The organism is Novosphingobium sp. AP12, from assembly GCF_000281975.1.
In the GTDB taxonomy this organism is placed as follows: domain Bacteria; phylum Pseudomonadota; class Alphaproteobacteria; order Sphingomonadales; family Sphingomonadaceae; genus Novosphingobium.
Genome location: NZ_AKKE01000171.1, coordinates 77511 through 94884, shown reverse-complemented (window position 1 = coordinate 94884; position 17374 = coordinate 77511). Strand labels below are relative to the sequence as shown.

Here is a 17374-nt window from a genome sequence, read left to right as displayed (position 1 = left end):
CGCGCCCTCAAGCATGGGCGCCCGTGACGCCGACCCGACGTTTCTTCGCGCAAGTTTCCCGGCGTAAGGCCCGCGCTCGCCAGCGGGCGTTTTCGCGTGTCTGCGATCCTCCCCGCCGCGGGGAGGAGGGTCACCGCAGGTGGTAGGGGCGCCCTCGGTTTACGAGGGGGGCGGGACATGCCGCCCGTGCCTCCCTACCATCCCTATTCTGCGCAGGAGTCAGGGCCGCACTCCCGTCACCGGGAACGTGCCGAAGGGGCCGTTGGCGTTGTCTCCCACCAGCTCACCGTCGCGCACGGTCAGGTCGTAGCTGATGGTGATCGGCATGGGCATCGAGGCCTTGCCCTGGAACTTCGCGCGGCCGTCCTTGACGGCGCCGGCGACGTCCACGCTGCCCTGTTCGGCGACGACCTTGCCGGTCACCACGTTGCCCACGACCTTCAGGTCCATCACCGCCTTCTGCGCGCCGACCGGCGACTGGATGGTGATGTTCCACCTGCCGGCGAAGTCCTGCGGCCTGGCGTTGCTGGCCTTGGCGGCCTTGGCCTTGTCGAGCAGCGCCTGCGCCTCGGCAGGGGCTGCCTGGGCGCGGGCGCGCAGGTAGAACCGCATGGTTTCAAGCTCTTCGTCGGTGAAGGCCGGGAAGGGCGGCATGCCGTTCATCTTGAGCCCGCCGTCCTTGACGATAGCCTTGAACGTCGCGGCGTCGGTGATCGTAGGCGAGTAGCGCAGGTCCGGCGCAGCGCCCCCGCCCACAGCGTTCCAGCCATGGCAGACGAGGCAGGCGCGGGTGCCGAACAGCATGGCGCCGGCCTGGGCACGGGCGAGGTCGGGCTTGAAGTCCGGGTCGGCCGGCGGCGTGAGGGCGGGCATCTCGAACGGCGGAATGGTGTCCTTGCCATCCAGCGCGAACGTCAGCACCCGGCGCGGCAGGCGGTAGTCGGTGCGGAAGGCGGCGAGTCCGGGAGAGTTGATGCCCGCGCCGTTGCCGCCGTTGCCGGTGATGACGGTCACGTACTGCCTGCCGTTCACGCGGTAGGTGATCGGGGCGCCGACGATCGGGCTCTCGGTCTTGAACGACCAGAGTTCCTTGCCGGTCTTCGCGTCGCGGGCGACGAACTTGCCGTCGACCTGTCCCTGGAACACGAGGCCTCCCGCGCTGGCCATGACGCCGCCGGGCCAGTTGCCGGGCAGGTCGACGCGCCAGGCCTCGGTCTGGGTGACGGGATTCCAGGCCTTGAGGTAGCTCTTGTGGCTGCCGGGCAGTTCCACTTCGGGCAGCAGCGTCACGCCCATGCCGGCGGTGATCTCGCCGCCGCCCTTCTGGCCGTCGCCGATGAGGGCGCCGTTGTCGAGCACGGGGATGTAGACCAGCCCCGTGAGCGGGCTGTAGGCCTGCGGCATCCACGAATGCGCGCCGGTCGGCCCGGGCCACATTTCGAACAGGCCGGGCTTGCCGTTGTAGCGGATGCCGGGGTTCTCGACCGGGCGGCCGGTCTTCTTGTCGATGTGGTCGGCCCAGGTGACTTTGGCGATCTTCTCCGCCGAGATGAACTCGCCGGTCGCGCGGTCGAGCACGTAGAAGAAGCCGTTCTTGGGTGCCTGCATCAGCACCTTGCGCTCCTTGCCGCCGATCTCGAGCGTGGCGAGCGTCATGTCGGTGGTGGCGGTGCAGTTCCACTGCTCGCCGGGGCAGACCTGATAGTGCCACTTGTACTCGCCGGTATCGACGTTGACCGCGACGATCGAGGCGATGAACAGGTTGTCGCCGCCGCCCGGGCTGCGCTTCTGCTGGTTGTAGGGGAAGCCGTTGCCGAGGCCGAGGTAGACGAGGCGCAGTTCAGGGTCGTAGCTGAAGGCATTCCACGCGGTCGCGCCGCCGCCGCGCCGACTGCCGTCCGGGTTCATCCATCCGCTCGGCCAGGTCTTGCGCATGACCGCCTCGGCCTTTTCGTTGGCCTTGGTCACCGGGTCGCCCGGGGTGGTGTAGAAGCGCCAGGCGAGCTTGCCGGTCTTGGCGTCGTAAGCAGTGACGAAACCGCGCGCCGGGCTGATGTCGGCGCCGCCGAAGCCAACGATGACCTTGCCGCCGAACACGCGCGGGGCGCCGTTGGAGTTGCGGGGCGACTGGTCGGGATAGTCGTAGGTCTTCCAGGCTTCCTTGCCGGTCTTGGCGTCGAGCGAGATCACGTAGCCGTCGGTGGTCACGAGGAAGACGTGGCCTGCATCGTAGGCGATGCCCTTGTTGCCCCACGACATCTGCAGCGCGGACTTCGCGCGCTCGCGGGTTCCGCCGTCATATTCCCAGAGCTGCTCGCCGGTCACCGCGTCGAGCGCGCGGATGTGCGAGTGGCCGCTGGTGAGGAAGACCTTGCCCTCGGCCATGAGCGGGGTGGAGGCAGAGTAACCGGGCTCGAGGTCGAAGTGCCAGGCAAGCTTGAGATTGGCGACGTTGCCGGTGTCGATCTCGTCGAGGGGCGAATAATGCGCCTCGCTGCCGGTGCGGCCCCAGCTGGGCCACTCGTCCGGGTCGGCGACCATCGCTTCCTCGATCGGCTGGGCAGGGCGGTTGCAGGCGGCAAGGCCAAGGGACAGCGGCACCAGCGCAGCCAGCGCCAGGCGCAGCGCAGCCTTTCGGTAATGTGCGACCACGTATCTTCCCCTCGCTCAGCTTCTTTTCGAGGCTGGCGTAACATCCGGGTCCCGCCTTGGGAAGAGATGCTGTCCACCGTGTATCATAGAGACCTAGGCATCGCGCCGGGGATGGCCGCCGCGGCTACCGGACACGAAAAACCCCGGCCTCCCGCAAAGGTGGCCGGGGTCTCGGGATGCTATCCGCCTGAGCGGACTGCTCCTGATCGGGTCAGTTGGCGCCTACGCCCATCGGGATCGGCGTGCCTTCCTTGAGGTACACGCGGTTGTCCTCGATCTTGTCGACGTTCTCGAAGGCGATGTAGTGGTGGGCGCCGTCGGCGCTGTCGGTGCGGGTCAGCTTGATCTGGTCGTCCTTGACGTCGTCGACCGTGCCGACGTGCTGGCCGGTGCTGGTGGCGACTTCCATGTGCTCGCGGATGCGCAGTTTCTCGAACATGATGTTCTCCAAATCAATTTCGGGGGGATATGATGGTAGAACAGCGGCCGAGGCTACTTCGTTCCCGCATTCGTCCCGCTTCCGCACCGGCTCGTGGCCTCGGTCCGCTCAGGGCTCCGCGCCGAGTCCGAAGGTGGCGTCGCCGCGGCCCTGAAGCAGCACCGCGTCCTCACTGACGCCGTCGATCTGGGTGATCAGGATGAACGAATCGCGTTCGCCCTCCGCGTGCTCGGCCAGCAGCACTTCCTCGCCCTCGATGCCCGCCACCGTGCCGAGCACGGTGCCGTCGGCGTCGAGCACCTTCATGCCCCTGCGGATCGTGCCGACCTGCGTCGTCCAGGCGGTTTCGGAATCTGTCGGTTGCGTGGATGGGCTGGTCACGGGAATACTCCGGTCTCGATGGGTGCGCAGCCTTGCGGCCCTTCGCATGCAAGAATGCCCCGCCGGGCCGGGCGGTTCCTGCCGAGGACGGGGCTTCAAGGGGAGAGCAGGCCATGGCTTCAACGGACTATCGCCGCGTGGTGGCGGGCATCGGCGCGGACGGGCGCAGCTGCGTCGTCTCGGACACGGGGGCCCAGGCGCTCGGCCTCGGCAGCATGACGATCGCGCAGATGTGGACCGGACGGCTCGACGCCAGGGCGGACAGCGCCGCCTCGATCGAAGCCTCGACTGGCCCGTTTCGTTTCGAGCAGCTCGCCGAGCCGGCCTACGCCTTCATGGTCGCCGAATACGGACCGGGGCTAGGCCGCGACGATCCGGGGATGCATTTCACCGATACCGCCGACCATTTCCATGTCGTGTCGGGCGAGGTGGTGCTGGTGCTGGAAGCGGAGGAGGTAGTCCTCCGGGCGGGCGATTCCGGGGTCTGCCGCGGCGTCGTCCACGGCTGGCGCAACGACGGGGCGGTGGCGGCGAAGGTTGTGACTTTCGTGCTTCCGTCCACCCGAGCAGGCCAAGCAGGAACATAGCAGGACCGGCACAAGGGGTTGGGGTTGGATGATTTTTCTTGCCACCACATCTCGCGGCAAAGCGGTTACACAATCTGTGTAAACATTGATTCGCCCCCTCCCATTCGGCCAAATCTTCACTATCTCTGGAATCTCCGCCTGAGCGCGCACCAGAGCATGGGGCCGCTTGGACGACAGCAGATTTCCGCCGAAACTCGCGTTGGTCCCATGGGCCGGGACGAGTCGCCGGCAGCGTCGTAGATCGAATCACGGAGCCAAGCGTCTCATGCCTCTTCTCGAAGCCCGCAAGACCTACAAGCCCTTCGAATATCCCTGGGCCTACGACTTCTGGAAGATCCAGCAGCAGGTGCACTGGCTGCCCGAGGAAGTGCCGCTGGGCGAGGACTGCCGCGACTGGGCGCAGAACATCTCGGAGCACGAGCGCAACCTGCTCACGCAGATCTTCCGCTTCTTCACCCAGGCCGACGTCGAGGTGCAGGACTGCTACCACGAGAAATACTCGCGGGTGTTCAAGCCTACCGAGATCAAGATGATGCTGGCTGCCTTCTCCAACATGGAGACGGTGCACATCGCCGCCTACTCGCACCTGCTCGACACGATCGGCATGCCCGAGAGCACTTACGGCGCCTTCCTCGAATACTCCGAACTGAAGGACAAGCACGACTATCTGCAGAAGTTCGGCGTCGACAACGACGAGGACATCGCCCGCACCCTGGCGATGTTCGGCGGCTTCACCGAGGGCGTGCAGCTCTTCGCCAGCTTCGCGATGCTGATGAACTTCCCGCGCTTCAACAAGATGAAGGGCATGGGCCAGATCGTCTCGTGGTCGGTGCGCGACGAATCGCTGCACTGCGAAGGCATCATCCAGCTGTTCCACACTTTCGTGCGCGAGCGTGACTGCCTGACCAAGGCGGTCAAGGACGACATCGCCGACCAGTGCCAGACCACGATCCGCCTGGAAGACAACTTCATCGACCTCGCCTTCGAGCTCGGCCCGGTCCCGGGCATGACGCCCAAGGACATCAAGCGCTACATCCGCTACATCGCCGACTGGCGCATGGGCCAGCTGGGCCTGAAACCGATCTACCTGATCGAGGACCACCCGCTGCCCTGGCTCCAGCCGCTGCTCAACGGCGTCGAGCACGCCAACTTCTTCGAGACCCGCGCGACGGAATACTCGAAGGGCGCCACCCGCGGCGACTGGAACACCGTGTGGACGAACTTCGATTCGCGCCGCAAGGTGGTCAAGGCCAATGACCTCGGCCTCATCGACGACGGCTCGGAACCGGGCCTGTTCGGTGAAGGCGTGGCCGCCGAGTAAGATTCGCTCGACTGCCGTTCCTGCCTGGGCGGGAACGGCGGAGGGGTCGGCTTTCATCGCCGCTGACGGGCCGTTGGTCGACTCGTTGGGCCGCGTTGCAAGCGTTCAGCAACCGGACACCGCCGCCACGCATTCTCCTAGGGAAATCGAATTCCCCAGGAGAGCGGGCAATGAACCGGACGATCCTGTTACTGTCTGCCTTGGCCGCGTTCGGCGCCGCCCAGACGGGCCTGGCGCAGGACGCGCAGGTCACTGCGGGAACCCCCGCCGCCGCCAAGGCCATGGCCGATCCCGACGTGATCACCGTGCGCAACGTCACCCGCACGGAGCTGGTGCCCGGCCTGCCGATCCTCGAAGACGGCGGCGCGACCATCGGCACCGTGGCGCGGCTGGCCGGCAACGACGTGATCCTAGTTTCGGGCGAGGGCAAGCGCGCAGCGGAATACCGCCTGCCGATAACGCAGCTCTTCGCCTATACCCAGGACGGCGTCGATCGCTTCGCCAGCCGCACTCCCAGGTCCGCGCTGAAGGCCGAAGGCAGCGCAGCGGTCGCGGTGAACGGCAACCGCTAGGTCTGACGCTCTCGTGGATTGTCGCGGCTTGCGGCCGGGCGAAGGGCCGGGCATCGTGCGTGGACCAAAAGGGGGAGACCAACGATGACCACCAACCCGACGCTCATTTTCCTGCCGATGCTCGTCATCGTCGGGCTCACTTTCGTCGCTTTCCTCAAGATGGGCATGGCCCGCGGCGCAGCCGTCAAGGGCGGGCACGACCCGGCGTATTACCGCGCCCACCTCGGCGATCCCGAGCCCGAGGCGACGCGCGCCGCCGTGCGCCACTACGACAACCTGTTCGAACTGCCGACGCTGTTCTACGCCGCCTGTCTCACCGCCTTCGTGATCGGGACCGTAAGCAAGCTGACGCTGATCTTCGCCTGGGGCTTCGTCGCAGCACGGGTGGTGCAGAGCATCGTCCACATCACCTACAACAACCCCGCGCACCGTGGCGGCGCCTTCATGGTCGGGATCGCGTTCATGCTGGCCCTGTGGGTCAATATCGGGCTGGCCATTCTCGCGCGCGTATGACCCCGCTGGATTACGGCATCGCTGGGCTGGCGGCGCTCAATGCCGCGACCTTTCTGGCTTTCGCGATCGACAAGGCCAGGGCCAGGCGGCACGGACGCAGGATCGCGGAAAGGACGCTGCTGATGCTGGCGCTGGTGGGCGGAAGTCCGGGCGCCTACGCGGGACGCCGCGCCTTTCGCCACAAGACGCGCAAGCAGCCCTTCGTCGGCCGCCTCCACGCCATTGCGGCGCTGCAGGTGGCGGGCATCGGGACCGCCGCCTACCTGCTGCGCTAGCGGCTCAGACCAGCCAGCTGCCGGGGTTGGGCATGGGCGCATGCTTCTGCGCGTTGAGCAGGCTCATGACGCAGCGCACGATCACCAGCACCGCGACCGCCGGCAGGATCACCAGCCCGATCACCGCGACGATAAGCAGGCAGCCCACGATCGTCCCGATCAGGAAGATCCAGAAGGTCTTGATCGCATATTCGTAGTGCGAGACCTCCCACGCCGCCTTGGGCTCGCCGCGCCAGACGTAGGCGAGCACGACGCCGACGATGCCCGTCACCCCGGTGATGTACGAGGCGAGGTAGAGCAGGTTGACGATCGTCGGGTGGTTGAACTCGAACCCCGAGGTCGGGGCGGTGTCGGTGGGCTTGGGATCGAAGTCATTCATCGCTGCCTCCACTTTGCCTGAGACGAATGCTGCGCGCTTTGCCTCGCCTAGGCAAGCGTGCCCGCCTATTGCTTCCTCGCCTTGATCCCCCGGATCTGCGCGAGGTCGCCTTCGAGCACCTTGAAGGCATCGCGCTCCTTCTGCGTCAGGGCGGCGGTGTCGAAATGCGCCATGAGCACTTCGAGCGCATCGCCGATGCGGCCGATCTGGCGCCCGTAACTGCCGACCTCGTCGAGGATCGCGCGCTCGGTCTCGGGGTGTTTTGTCTCGCCGATGTTGACGTTGATGAAGCCCAGCTGGCTGCCCTCGACGTTCCAGGTCCACGGGTTGATCGCCTGCCACAGCTTGTCGGGCGCGAGGCTGAACTGGAAGGGCTGGAGGGACATGTCGGCCATGATCGTCATCCTGTTCGGGCGAAGGGGTTTCCGTAGACGGTGTAGGCGAGCCAGGTGAAATCGCTCTCGTCCTGGCAGGCTTTGCGCGCCGCCTTCACCGCGTCCACCAGCCGCTCGCCGGCGAGGAGCTGCGAGTAGAAAGTATCGGCGAACGTGCGCGCCAGCGTGTCGCCCACCGACCATAGAGCGCCGACGAAGACCGCCGCTCCGCCCTCGGTGGCCGGGCGCAGGAAGGCGTCGGCGAAGCCCGACACGCCAGAGATGCCCTCGCCCGCGCGGCCGGTCTGGCAGGCGTTGACGAAGACCACCCCCGACGGATCGGTGCCCTTCGCATGGAACAGCGCCCGGCGCTTGACCGCGCTGCTGGGTAGCAGATCGTTGGCGATCGTGCCGTTCTCGGTGACTTCGCCCGAGAGCACGATGTCGGAATTGAGCACCGCCATCTGCTGCGCCTGGCCATGGCAGGCGAAATGCAGCAGGTCGCACTCCGCCGCGTTCTTCGACAGGAAGCGGTTGACGCTTTCGCTCTGCGTCTCGCCGTCGAAACGCTCGACCGGCGCGGCCTTGCCGCCGAACAGGGCTCCGAGCATGTCGCGCTCCTGCGTCGCCTGCGGGAGCTGGTCCTTGACGTTCAGGTAATCGGGGATGACGTAGCGCACGCGGTCGGCGCGCAAGGCCAGCGTGTCGGACGGCCAGACCGCGTTGTACATCCAGCGCACCAGCCCCCACTCGGCGAGGAACCCGCGGTTCTCCGCGCCGCCACCCGCCGGATCGTCGATATAGAGCAGTTCCCACGGCATGTAGGGGCTGTCGGCAACGACCTGGATCGCGTCGATCCTGTCGCGGTGTTCCCACAAGGCGCCGCGCACGTCCTCGGGCACCAGCTGGTTGGTGGCGTCGATGGCGAAGTCGGTGATGCGCGAGAGGAACAGCTTGTACTCGGTCTTGCTCTGCCGGTACGCGGCGTCGAGCTTGGCGAGGAACTGGCCGACGAAGGTCTCCATGCTGAAGCTTTCGGGCAGGACCATGTCCCATGCCTCGGCCAGCCCCTTGCCCGACAGATCGTAGCGGATGAGCAGGGTCCCGTCCTGCTGGCGCAGTTCGTAGATGCGCAGGATCGCGGCGTTGCCTGCGGCGGTCCGATTGGGCACGGCGGCAACTTCGGCGCGGACCTTGTCCCCCGTCCCGGCCAGGAACACCGGTTCGAGCAGCAGCGAGGCGAGCGGCATGCCGTCCTGCTGGATTTCCACCTGCACTTTGGCGAGGCCGGGCGCGAAGCCCTGCACTTCGAAGCGGAGGGCAGCGGAATCGGCCGGCACCGCGACCTGTTTCGTCGCCGCGCCGACGACGGCGCAATTGGCGAGCCCGGTGACGGTCACCGTGATCGGCTGTGAGGTGGAGACGGCGACCGGGTCTGACGTGGCGGCGGCATAAGGTCCGGAAACCGTGATTTTCTCGCGCGAGACCGTGACGAACAGCGGCACCGGCATCGCGACGACCGGTGCGGAATCTATCTCCGCCGCGAAGAAGCAGGCGGCCTGCGTCGGAGCGGGCGGCGGCGCGGCTTCGAGGATGGGCGCGGCGCCGGGCGAGGACGCGGCGGCGGCCTCCAGGTCGTCGGACGCCATGTCGGACATGCCGCCGAAGGAATCGATCGACGCGGCCGCCGCGTCATCCGAGGGCACGTCGGGGAATGGCTCGGGCGATGCGGAATGCGTGCGGCGGGGCTCGGCAGGGGCGAAGCCGGCAGGAGCGGGCAGCGGCAGGGGCGCCGCTTCCGGCTCGTCCGATGGGGCCGCGAACGGCAACGCGTCGCCGATCAGCCAGCCCAACAGCGCCTCCGCCACTGCCGGCGTGGCGAAGTAGATCACATGGTACACCGAATCCGCCGCCGGCAGCCGGCGCAGTTCGGAATGGACGGGAGTGGGCGCGGCAGCGCCGAAATCGGTCATCGAGGCGGTATCGACGACAAGGTCGTTCGCCGCGCCGAACAGGCGGTCGGCCACGCGGTCGCCGAGGAATGCGGCCAGTTCGCGGGTGATGCCCTTGTCGGGCTCGAAGCGCGGCTCGAACTCGGAGGCGACGACGTGGACCGGGCCTGCCCCGCCCAACGCATCGGCGGCGGCGAGGCGCCGGACGACATCGCTTCCCGGGCGCATCGCGGCGAGGCCGGGGACCTTGCCTTCCTCGACGCCGATCTGCGGCATGGCCTTCACGAAGGCGGCGACCAGCTTGATCGCCTGTTCGGTCACCACACCGACTAGCGGCACGGTGGCCGCGCCGAGCAGCTTGCTGCCTGCGACGAGGATGCTGGTGTAGAGATCGACCAGCGTGCGCCAGTTGGCGGGCTCGGCCAGGTGCGTGCCGGCATTGGTGCAGCCTACGAAGACCAGCCTGCCGAACCTCAGACGGTCCTTCAGCCGGGCGACGACGGCGCGCAGGACGAGCCCGCCGCGGCTGAAGCCGATCGCATCGACCTCGGCGCCATCCGGCAGGAAGGCGAGCGCGTCCTCGAACAGTGCGGCATTGGCGTCGGGGGTGGCCGCGAGGGTGCGGTGGTCGACGCCCAGCACGAGGTCGTAGTTCTGGCGCGCCCGTTCGAGGAAGTGCCGGCCCTCGACCGTCTGCTCGAGGGCGCCGAAGCTGCCGCGCACGCTGGAGAAGGTGCCGTGGACGAACAGCAGCACGCGCGGGTTGCGGCCCAGCAGCGCCAGCGAGGGCGGAGCGGTCAGCTTCGGCCCCGTGGCGAGCCAGCCAAGTGCCGGGCCGTCCATGTCGATCGGACCCTCGACGATGTCGCCCTCGATCCTGTCCACCAGGAGGTCGATCGCCTGCCCGGCGGCGAAGCGGGCGATGCGTACGCGCACCGGCTCGATCAGCCGGTCGACGATGGCGCTGGCCAGACCCCGGCGGTCGCTGGACCGGCCTTCTGGCGCGAGCGTGAAGGCGAGCGTCTGCGGGGCGGTCGCCGCACCGGCGCGGCGGCCGCCGCCAGCCTCGTCCGGGAAGACCCAGTTGAACACGCTGCCCGCGCTTTCGAGCAGGACGACTGCGGATTCGTCCGGGGCAACGTCCACTTCGACGCGGGGCGTTTCGACCGGACCGGCGCGGCCACGCCGCCCATCGGCAGGTGGCGCCGCGACCACGACATCGGCGACGACGTTCAGTCCTGCACCGTCCAGCGCCGAGGCGAGGACTGCATCGGTGGCATCGTCCGTGCCGCCGCCGCGCGAACGGCGCAGTTCGGCCGGAGGGGCGTCCACTCCGGCAACTCCGACGAGCCGCACTCCCGCGGCGGGCGTCTGAACGGGCATCGTGATATCCCCCTCACGCGGCCGGGCACGTAAAGGCCGGTCGCCTGGAATTGCAGTCGATCCGACAATGCCGCAATCGGGGCGACTTGTTCATGACGAATGTCGTCATGGGCCGCCGCCCCCGCAATTCAGGGTCAGGCGCGGCGGCGCATGCCCTCGGCCATGCCTGCCAGAGCCTCGCGGCGGGGCATGGCGCGCAATCGTTCGAACATTTCGCGGTAGTGGGCGTGGGGAACGAAGGTCGGTCCCTCGCGCAGGTTGTCGAGCGCCAGCTTCGCGACTTCGGGAGCGCTCTGAAGGTTGGCGAGGCCTTCCATCCCCGCGGTCGCTTCCGATTCGGTAGCCCCGGGACACAGCGTCAGTACGTCGATCCCGGTGCCGATCATCTCGCCCCAGAGCCCTTCGCCCAGCGCCACGACCAGCGCCTTCGAGGCCGAATAGGCGGCGGAGTAAGGGCAGCCGATCAGGCCCTCGACCGAGGCGGTGAACAGGATGCCGCCGCGCCCCCGCGCCTTGAGCCTCGGGATCATCCCATGCGCCAGCTGCATTGGGGCGTGGCAGTTGACCATGAGCATCCGGGCCATGGCAGCGGCGTCGGTGCTCTCGAAGGCGCCCTTGACGTTGAAGCCGGCGTTGCTGACGACGAGGCCGATGTCGGTGCCCTGCGTGGTCTCGACTATGCGCGCGGGCGCCTCGGGATCGGCGAGGTCGCAGCCCAGCACGGTGGTGCGGATGCCGTGGGAGGACAGCAGCCGCTCGGCCAGCGCGTCGAGCCGGTCGGTCCGCCGCGCGGTGAGCACGAGGTCCAGCCCGCGCTCCGCCAGTTCCTCGGCGATGGCGAGGCCGATGCCCGACGATGCGCCGGTCACCAGCGCCACGGGGCCGTAAGTCTCGCGGAATCGCTCGGGCATCGTTCTCTCCATCACCGTTTGGCCGGGAGATGAGCGGTGCCCGGCGATCTTGTCCAGACGCCGCCGGGCGAGATCGCCCCGACGTGCGGCGTCAGAACGCCGTCAGGAACAAGCCCGCCAGCGCCGCGCTCATCAGGTTCGAGAGGCTGCCGGCGGCAAGCGCGCGCAGGCCCAGCCTGGCGATGATCGGCCGCTGGTTGGGCGCGAGGCCGCCGGTCACCGCCATCTGGATCGCGATCGACGAGAAGTTGGCGAAGCCGCAGAGGGCGAAGGTCACCACCGCGACCGTGCGCGGGGAGAGCACGCCGTCCTTCCCCAGTTCGATGAACGAGACGAACTCGTTGAGCACGATCTTGGTGCCGAACAGGCCGCCCGCGTGCATCGCCTCGGTCCAGTCGGGCACGGCGAGCAGGTAGAAGATCGGCGCGAAGAGATAGCCCAGCAGCGACTGGAAGGTCACGCCCGCGAACCCGAACAGCCCCGCGAACCAGCCGACGAAGCCGTTGGCCAGCGCGATCAGCGCGACGAAGGCGAGCACCATCGCGCCCACCGCCACCGCCAGCTTGACGCCGGTCTGCGCGCCCTGCGAGGCGGCCATGATGATGTTGGCGGGCTTTTCCTCCTCGTGCTCCACCGCTTCGGGCTCGTCGACGTGGACGCCCGGCTGGTGGGTCACGTCCTCGCGGTTGAGCGCGGCGGCGGCCATGCCGGCGGGCGGGGCGGTGCCTTCATGCACGTCGCCTTCCACGGGAAGGGGGAGGCGCGGGTCGGGCATGATCATCTTGGCCATGAAGATACCGCCAGGCGCCGACATGAAGGCGGCGGCGACGAGGTAGTCGATGCGGATGCCCATCGAGGCATAGGCGGCGAGGATCGTACCCGCGACGCCCGCGAGGCCCACCGTCATCACGCAGAACAGCTGCGAGGGGTTGAGCGAGGCGAGGTAGGGGCGGATCACCAGTGGCGCCTCGCTCTGGCCGACGAAGATGTTCGAGGCGGCGCAGAGGCTTTCGACCTTGCTGATCCCGGTCACCTTCTCGAGCGCGCCGCCGAGCCAGCGGACCACCAGCGGCATGATCCGCAGGTAGTAGAGGATCGAGATCAGCGAGGCGAAGAAGATGATCACCGGCAGCGCCGCGATCGCGAAGCTGGTGCCGCCGATCTCCGGCGAGGCGAGCGGGCCGAACAGGAAGTCGACCCCAGCATGGGCATAGCCGAGCAGGCTCTCCACGCCGCCGGCCGCGCCGCGCAGCAGGCGGTTGCCGAACGGCACGTAGAGCACCAGCGCGGCAAGCCCCGCCTGCAACGCGAAAGCCGCGCCGACGACGCGCAGGCGGATCGCCTTGCGGTCGGTGGAAAGCAGGAAGGCTGCCGCCATGATGAGAACGATGCCGATCAGGCTGTAGGCGACATGCATCGAGGCGCGCGGCTCCCGGAAGAAACGATTGACGAAGCCGCCGAGCCTAGTGGGGCGCAGGCGAGACGGCCAGCGCATTTTCGAACCGGACGGCAATCGGCCGGGGATAGGGCGGCCCCGTCACACGCTGACACAGGTTTACGGACCGTCCGGGCTCACTCCCGTTGCGGCCGTGCCTTTCGCGTGGAACAGTCCACCCAATGGAATACGTAGAGGGGTATCGAGTTCGCCGGGGTAATCCACCCCCGGGTGCGAAGAAACCGGCCGTTCCGGTGGTCTCGATCAACGGCCAGTTGCACATGAAAGGCGGACGGCGATGTTGAAAAGAACCGTGGCTGTTTCGATGATGATGCTCGCCTCTCCCGGCGAGGCCCAGGTGCCGCCTCCGCCTTCGTTGCCGGGACAGGACGTGCTCGCCGAGCAACTGGTGCGCGCCGTCGAAGGCAAGGACGTGCCAGCCTACGCCGCGCTGTTAGCGGCGGATGTGGTCGTCACCGAGGACGACCGCGTCGTGGCGCAGTCCAGGGCCCGGTGGCTGGATATTTACGGCAAGAAGCTGGCGGCCCGGGGCGTGTCGTTCAAGCTGTCGCCCGGCTTCTCTTCGACCGGGCGCCTCCTCTTCATCGAGTATTTCAATTCGGCCGGCAGCTGGGGAGGAGAGGTTCCCGCACATTGCTGCTGGTCATACGACGCGGTCGCCTACGACGTTGCAGACGGCAAAGTGACCGCGATCCGGCGGCTTCGCGGAGGCAACCTGAGGCTGGACGAGCGCGGCAGGCCTGTCAGGTAGCGGTCAGCCCGGCAAGATTCCCGTCTGGCGCATGGCTTCGCCCAGCGCGAGCGCCGCCGAGGAGGCTAGGTTCATCGAGCGGACCTGCGGCCGCATCGGGATGCGCACGCGCGCGTCACAGGCGTCCGCCACGGCGGCCGGAACGCCCGCGCTTTCCTTGCCGAACAGCAGGACGTCGTCGGGCCCGAAGGCAAAGTCGTAGATCGACGAGCTGCTCTTGGTCGTGAACAGCACCAGGCGCCGCGGAGCGATGGCGGCCGTGAACGCCTCGAAACCGGCATGGCGGGTGACGGTCACGTGATCGATATAGTCCATCGCGGTGCGGCGGACGCGGCGGTCGTCCCACTCGAACCCCATGGGCTCGATCAGGTCCACCGCGGCGCCCATGCAGGCGCCGAGACGCAGGACGGCGCCGACGTTTCCGGCGATTTCCGGTTCGAAAAGAGCAATGCGCATCCGGGCTGATTGGCGCCGACGGGCGAGCTATGCAAGCCTTGCGCCCGGGAGCTTTGCCGGGAACAGGCGCTAGCGGCCCTCCTCCGCGGTGCGGAGATAGCTCTGGGCGGCATCGGCGTCCTGGATGTCGTAGGCGAACCACGCCGCCTGCCCGTGGTCGTAGACCTGCACCACACCGTCGCTCACCTCGGCCTCGAAGGAGCTGGACGAGCCGCGGTCGTAGCCTCGTACTTTCGTTCCGTCGATCTCGAACGCCACGAAGGTCCTGTCCCCGGCGTCGTAGAGTTCGGGAAGTGTGCCGCCGAACTTCACAGCGCGGTCGCCGTCGAAGCCCTGCAGCTGGTCGCCTCGCCCCTCGGCGGCGATGCGCCGGTCCTGCCCGGCCGAGTGGTCGTACAGGCCGGCGACCTTCCTGCCGCTGACAAGGGCGAAGGCGGAGGCGGCGATCATGGCGCGGGTATGTGGTTTCATCACCCCAGTTGGCACCCGGACGGGCAGGAGATCAAGCCGTCTTTGGCGGAGCCCGCCGCCGCATGGAGCCTGCCGTCCAGGCTCCGCTCCAATTTATCCACGCGCTCTGGTGCGATCGGGCGCCGCGCATTATGAGCATGGCGGATGAATCGACCCGCTCCCGTTATCACCCGCTCGCTGTTCGTCTTTTCGCTGCTCTATGGCGGCCTGGTGGTGCTGGCCGGAGTGCTGGGCACCAAGCTCGCCTCGCTGGGCCACTGGCCGGTGTTGGGCGACCTGGCTGTGGAATCGGGCATCTTCGCCTTCCTGCTGCTGGTCGTACTGTCGAGCGCCATCGCGGAGCTGCACGGCAAGGAGACCGCCAACCGGCTGGTGCGCTACGGCTTCATCCCGCTGATCGTCTCGATGCTGTTGCTGACCTTCGTGATCCACGTCGTCCCGCCCGCCTCGTTCTGGGGCGACCAGGAGGCCTATGCCCGCCTGCTCGGCCAGGGCGCGCGCATGCAGTTCGCGGGGCTGATCTCCTACGGAGTGTCGCAGACGCTCAACGTCTACCTGTTCTCGCGCATGTCCGAGGGCAAGGGCCGCCTGCTGCTGGTGCGCGCCTGGATCGCGTCGATGCTGTCGCAGGTGATCGACACGGTGCTGTTCATCACGATCTCGTTCGTGGGGACAGGCCTGCCGCTGCTCTCGATCATGGAGGGCCAGATCATCTCGAAGCTGGTGCTCTCGACGATCATGGTGCCGCCGTTCATCTGGTTCTTCGTGAAGCTTGGCCGCAAGCTGGACGCCTGACGGACATTTTGTCCCACCCGCCGCGCGGGGGCGAATTTCCCCCGAAAAAGCCTTCAAAATCGCGCCAAGCGGGCTAAAGCGCTAAGCCATGTCGAATCCCCACGATCCCGCCTTCCTCGTCAAGGCCGAAACCCTCGTCGACGCGCTGCCCTACATGCAGCGCTACGCCGGGCGCACGTTCGTCGTGAAGTACGGCGGGCATGCCATGGGCGACCCCGAGAAGGCGCACGACTTCGCCGAGGACGTGGTGCTGCTGAAGGCGGTGGGCATCAACGTCGTGGTCGTCCACGGCGGCGGGCCGCAGATCGGCGCGATGCTGAAAACCATGGGCGTCGAAAGCCGCTTCGTCGACGGGCTGCGCATCACCGACGAGGCGACCGCCAAGGTCGCCGAGATGGTCCTGTCGGGCGCGATCAACAAGGAGATCGTCGGCTGGATCGCGCGTGCCGGCGGCAAGGCCATGGGCGTTTCTGGCAAGGACGGCGGCATGGTGACGGCGCGCAAGGTCGAGCGTACCCGCAAGGATCCCGACAGCCTGATCGAGCAGGTCGTCGACCTCGGCTTCGTGGGCGAGCCCGAGACGATCGACACTACCGTGATCGACACCATTTCCGCCGCCGGCATGATCCCGGTCATCGCGCCGATCGCGCCGGGGCCGGACGGCAAGACCTACAACGTCAACGCCGACACGATGGCCGGCGCCATCGCCGCCGCGCTCGGCGCCTCGCGCCTGTTCCTGCTGACCGACGTGGCGGGCGTGCTCGACAAGCGGGGCGAGCTGCTTACCGACCTCACCCCCGCCGCGATCGAGAAGCTCAAGGCCGACGGCACGATCAGCGGCGGCATGATTCCCAAGCTCGAGACCTGCATCCACGCGGTCGAGGCGGGCTGCGAGGCGGCGGTCGTGCTTGACGGACGGGTATCGCATGCCATGTTGCTGGAAATATTCACGCAGGAAGGTGCGGGCACCCTGATCCGGGCGGGCTGACAATCTTCCGCGGTCCATCGTTCCTTGGGGGAACCTGCCAACTGAAAGGCACTTTCAAGCACATGCGTATCACAGCCGCACTCGCAATTGCTCTCTCGGGCTCGGCGCTCCTGCTCGCCGCCTGCGACAAGACGCCGGGCGGGCCCAGCGATGGCGCGAGCGCGGACGCGGCTTCCGATGCCAGCGGTGCGGTGGTCGACGATGCGCCTGGCGGGGATGCCACCGGCGCCCCCGTAGCGGATTCCACGCTGGACATGGCCGCGCTGGCCGAGCGCCGCGACCCCGAACGCCTGCTGCGCTACTACGTCAGCGCCATCCGCGTCGGCGACTGGACAAGCGGCGCCAAGGCGTGGAGCCTCGACGCGCAGATGACCCCTGCCAAGCTGGAGGCGGAGTTCGGCGGCAAGGCGGGGCCCAAGCTCGCGGTCGGCAAGGGCGACATGGAAGGCGCGGCCGGCTCGCTCTACTACGAAGCGCCACTGGTCGTGGACTTCGGCGACGGCCGGCCCTCCAAGCGCGGCACCATCGTCCTGCGCCGCGTCAACGACGTGCCGGGCGCGAGCGAGGAACAGCTCAACTGGCGCATCGAGCGGACGTCCACGCTGACGCAGTGACGGGAACCGGAACCCAGCTGATGCCGCGTCGAGTTGGACGGGCGTGAGATCGATTCCTGCCTTCGCGGGGATGACGAGACATGGACCGGGGCGTCGAACTCAGC

General features: G+C 67.7%; 19 protein-coding genes. 9 read left to right on the top strand and 10 right to left on the bottom strand.

Annotation, left to right across the window (positions count from 1 at the left end):
• Positions 1 to 219 precede the first annotated feature (219 nt).
• The 3 genes from PMI02_RS24050 to PMI02_RS24040 form a co-directional block, all read right to left on the bottom strand.
• Entirely contained in the window at positions 220 to 2652 is a 2433-nt protein-coding gene (locus tag PMI02_RS24050; RefSeq protein WP_007687931.1) for a PQQ-dependent dehydrogenase, methanol/ethanol family, read from the bottom strand.
• 211 nt (positions 2653 to 2863) lie between these two features.
• Positions 2864 to 3091 (bottom strand): DUF2171 domain-containing protein, encoded by a 228-nt coding sequence (locus PMI02_RS24045; RefSeq protein WP_007687928.1) that lies wholly within the window; start codon positions 3089 to 3091, stop codon positions 2864 to 2866.
• A 108-nt stretch (positions 3092 to 3199) separates the two neighbouring features.
• Complete coding sequence (locus PMI02_RS24040) at positions 3200 to 3472, bottom strand: DUF2171 domain-containing protein (RefSeq protein WP_007687926.1); 273 nt, start codon at positions 3470 to 3472, stop codon at positions 3200 to 3202.
• A 113-nt stretch (positions 3473 to 3585) separates the two neighbouring features.
• Between PMI02_RS24040 and PMI02_RS26115 the strand changes: the two genes are divergently transcribed.
• From PMI02_RS26115 to PMI02_RS24015, 5 genes are all read left to right on the top strand, one after another.
• Positions 3586 to 4059, top strand: coding sequence for a cupin domain-containing protein (locus PMI02_RS26115; RefSeq protein ID WP_007687924.1), 474 nt, complete (start codon positions 3586 to 3588; stop codon positions 4057 to 4059).
• Between the two features lie 265 nt (positions 4060 to 4324).
• Positions 4325 to 5380: a ribonucleotide-diphosphate reductase subunit beta gene (locus PMI02_RS24030; protein WP_007687923.1), complete on the top strand. Its 1056-nt coding sequence runs from the start codon at positions 4325 to 4327 to the stop codon at positions 5378 to 5380.
• 170 nt (positions 5381 to 5550) lie between these two features.
• Complete coding sequence (locus PMI02_RS24025) at positions 5551 to 5952, top strand: hypothetical protein (protein WP_007687921.1); 402 nt, start codon at positions 5551 to 5553, stop codon at positions 5950 to 5952.
• Between the two features lie 84 nt (positions 5953 to 6036).
• The gene (locus PMI02_RS24020; protein WP_007687919.1) at positions 6037 to 6465 is read left to right on the top strand and encodes an MAPEG family protein; all 429 of its coding nucleotides are present in this window, start codon (positions 6037 to 6039) and stop codon (positions 6463 to 6465) included.
• Positions 6462 to 6740 carry a DUF1294 domain-containing protein gene (locus tag PMI02_RS24015; RefSeq protein ID WP_007687916.1) on the top strand — a complete coding sequence of 93 codons (279 nt, stop codon included), beginning with the start codon at positions 6462 to 6464 and terminating at the stop codon, positions 6738 to 6740. Before PMI02_RS24020 ends, PMI02_RS24015 begins: the two co-directional genes overlap by 4 nt.
• A 4-nt stretch (positions 6741 to 6744) precedes the next feature.
• Here PMI02_RS24015 and PMI02_RS24010 read toward each other — a convergent pair whose 3' ends face one another.
• From PMI02_RS24010 to PMI02_RS23990, 5 genes are all read right to left on the bottom strand, one after another.
• Complete coding sequence (locus tag PMI02_RS24010) at positions 6745 to 7119, bottom strand: hypothetical protein (RefSeq protein WP_007687914.1); 375 nt, start codon at positions 7117 to 7119, stop codon at positions 6745 to 6747.
• 65 nt (positions 7120 to 7184) lie between these two features.
• Positions 7185 to 7514, bottom strand: a complete 330-nt coding sequence (locus PMI02_RS24005) for a hypothetical protein (RefSeq protein ID WP_007687912.1) — start codon at positions 7512 to 7514, stop codon at positions 7185 to 7187.
• Positions 7515 to 7519: 5 nt separating this feature from the next.
• Positions 7520 to 10828: a CHAT domain-containing protein gene (locus tag PMI02_RS24000; protein WP_007687910.1), complete on the bottom strand. Its 3309-nt coding sequence runs from the start codon at positions 10826 to 10828 to the stop codon at positions 7520 to 7522.
• Positions 10829 to 10962: 134 nt separating this feature from the next.
• Complete coding sequence (locus PMI02_RS23995; protein ID WP_007687909.1) at positions 10963 to 11739, bottom strand: SDR family oxidoreductase; 777 nt, start codon at positions 11737 to 11739, stop codon at positions 10963 to 10965.
• 91 nt (positions 11740 to 11830) lie between these two features.
• Positions 11831 to 13156, bottom strand: coding sequence for a NupC/NupG family nucleoside CNT transporter (locus PMI02_RS23990; protein ID WP_007687908.1), 1326 nt, complete (start codon positions 13154 to 13156; stop codon positions 11831 to 11833).
• 316 nt (positions 13157 to 13472) lie between these two features.
• Here PMI02_RS23990 and PMI02_RS23985 point away from each other — a divergent pair, with 316 nt between their 5' ends.
• Entirely contained in the window at positions 13473 to 13946 is a 474-nt protein-coding gene (locus PMI02_RS23985) for a hypothetical protein (protein WP_007687907.1), read from the top strand.
• A gap of 3 nt (positions 13947 to 13949) precedes the next feature.
• Here PMI02_RS23985 and PMI02_RS23980 read toward each other — a convergent pair whose 3' ends face one another.
• On the bottom strand, positions 13950 to 14402 hold the full coding sequence (locus tag PMI02_RS23980) for a tRNA (cytidine(34)-2'-O)-methyltransferase (protein ID WP_007687906.1): 453 nt from the start codon (positions 14400 to 14402) through the stop codon (positions 13950 to 13952).
• Positions 14403 to 14471: 69 nt separating this feature from the next.
• Positions 14472 to 14873, bottom strand: a complete 402-nt coding sequence (locus PMI02_RS23975) for a hypothetical protein (RefSeq protein WP_036505278.1) — start codon at positions 14871 to 14873, stop codon at positions 14472 to 14474.
• A gap of 144 nt (positions 14874 to 15017) precedes the next feature.
• Here PMI02_RS23975 and PMI02_RS23970 point away from each other — a divergent pair, with 144 nt between their 5' ends.
• The 3 genes from PMI02_RS23970 (at position 15018) to PMI02_RS23960 (ending at position 17270) form a co-directional block, all read left to right on the top strand.
• Positions 15018 to 15668, top strand: coding sequence for a queuosine precursor transporter (locus PMI02_RS23970; protein ID WP_007687902.1), 651 nt, complete (start codon positions 15018 to 15020; stop codon positions 15666 to 15668).
• A gap of 88 nt (positions 15669 to 15756) precedes the next feature.
• Positions 15757 to 16656, top strand: a complete 900-nt coding sequence (gene argB, locus PMI02_RS23965; RefSeq protein WP_007687900.1) for an acetylglutamate kinase — start codon at positions 15757 to 15759, stop codon at positions 16654 to 16656.
• A gap of 62 nt (positions 16657 to 16718) precedes the next feature.
• Entirely contained in the window at positions 16719 to 17270 is a 552-nt protein-coding gene (locus PMI02_RS23960; protein WP_007687898.1) for a hypothetical protein, read from the top strand.
• Positions 17271 to 17374: the final 104 nt, after the last annotated feature.